General features: G+C 36.4%; 2 protein-coding genes. Both read right to left on the minus strand.

Annotated elements, in window-relative coordinates; genetic code table 11:
- The coding region (locus CVN76_RS05290) for an HNH endonuclease (protein WP_100530532.1) at positions 1-696 on the minus strand (696 nt) is incomplete at its 3' end.
- Positions 697-934: 238 nt separating this feature from the next.
- A complete protein-coding gene (locus CVN76_RS05300; RefSeq protein ID WP_100530161.1) occupies positions 935-1207 on the minus strand; it encodes a hypothetical protein in 273 nt (90 codons plus the stop codon).
- Positions 1208-1331: the final 124 nt, after the last annotated feature.

Genomic DNA, 1331 nt, shown 5'->3' on the forward strand with positions numbered 1-1331 from the left:
ATCAGCAAACATGAAAACATCACCATCCCTCGGTATGCTTTTTTTATTACAGCGATCCAAAACAGTTTGGTAAGAAAAGAAGCATTTTCTCCCGGCTTCACGAACTGATTTAAATTCCTCTAAAACTTCCATAGTATCTTTATCAATCCTTACTACAGGTTTGCTTGTAGACCTAAATCCTGTCTTTTTACCAAGTTTTTCTTTGGTGATGTATTCAAGATTCACAAAAAAATTATCAGTCTTAATTAAATTCTTATGATGCAATACTTCGCCTGGCTTAGGATTGCCCACAAAATGGTAAGCAACCAAATGTGAAGCTTTGTATTTCTTAACCTTGTTTTTAAACTGCACCTTTATAAATAGGTCCCCACTACGTTTATGGAGATAAGGAAGCAAAAACTTTTCTGAACTCTTATATAAGCGTTTGAAACGGCCATAATTAGAAACTAAAAATTTATCGCCTGACCCTTCTACGGCCTTCCAAACTTCATTGTGGTATTTTTCCTTTACGTACCATTCTTTACGTTGCTTCAGAGTTGTTTTTTCATCTGCTAAATAACAATTGATCTTCGATAGTTTCATTTTTTTAGATTTATGAGTGGATAAACTGGAATAGGATTTACCGGTCAATAATTCCAAGTCTTTATAATTTGTTTCAGTTAAAATATTGGTTCTTGGATCATATAAGTAAAGCAAAGGAATCCCTCCTTTTATTCAACGATTCTTCTTAGCTTCGCGATCCAGGGAGAAGAAAAATCCTCTACCTGAAATCGCTTTTGTTCAAAAGAATAAATATTAAGAACTTCAGATTGTGGACTTTCCTGTTTAAGAGGGGAAACAATTTCAAATCCCCTTGATAATAAATCCTTGATAGCCTGTTCAGCTTCATGCTTCCTTTGGCGACGTATAATAACCGGCTGCATTTGCCTGGCCATTATTTCTTTTCCTCTAGAACTTGTTCGGCAATAGCGACAGCCACAGCAGCTACATGAATTAATTCAGTGTATAAATTTGAAGCGTCAGAATCTTTTCCCCATCTTTGATCCTTTTGCATTGCCTGAGCAACCTCTCCGACTTCTTCAACCAGGATTTTCAACCAGTCACCATATGAATGACGTTGTTTACCCCACAATGCATCTTGTCTAAAACGTTCTGTCTCAACAGCAAGCAGCACATCATTTTTTAATTGATCATCAATTGTATTCATTTAACTTACTCCCATCCTTAAATCCTTTTTCATAAGCACCTGCAGAAAATAAAGACATGAAGAACATCCCGACCCAAGCCCCAACAATGAATGCCACCATTACGAAAATGAACATCTGCCCACC

It is taken from the genome of Bacillus sp. mrc49 (assembly GCF_002803435.1).

Excerpts from the sequence above, each read along its gene's own strand:
- CVN76_RS05300 (WP_100530161.1), bottom strand. The coding sequence starts at position 1,207 with ATGAATACAATTGATGATCAATTAAAAAATGATGTGCTGCTTGCTGTT.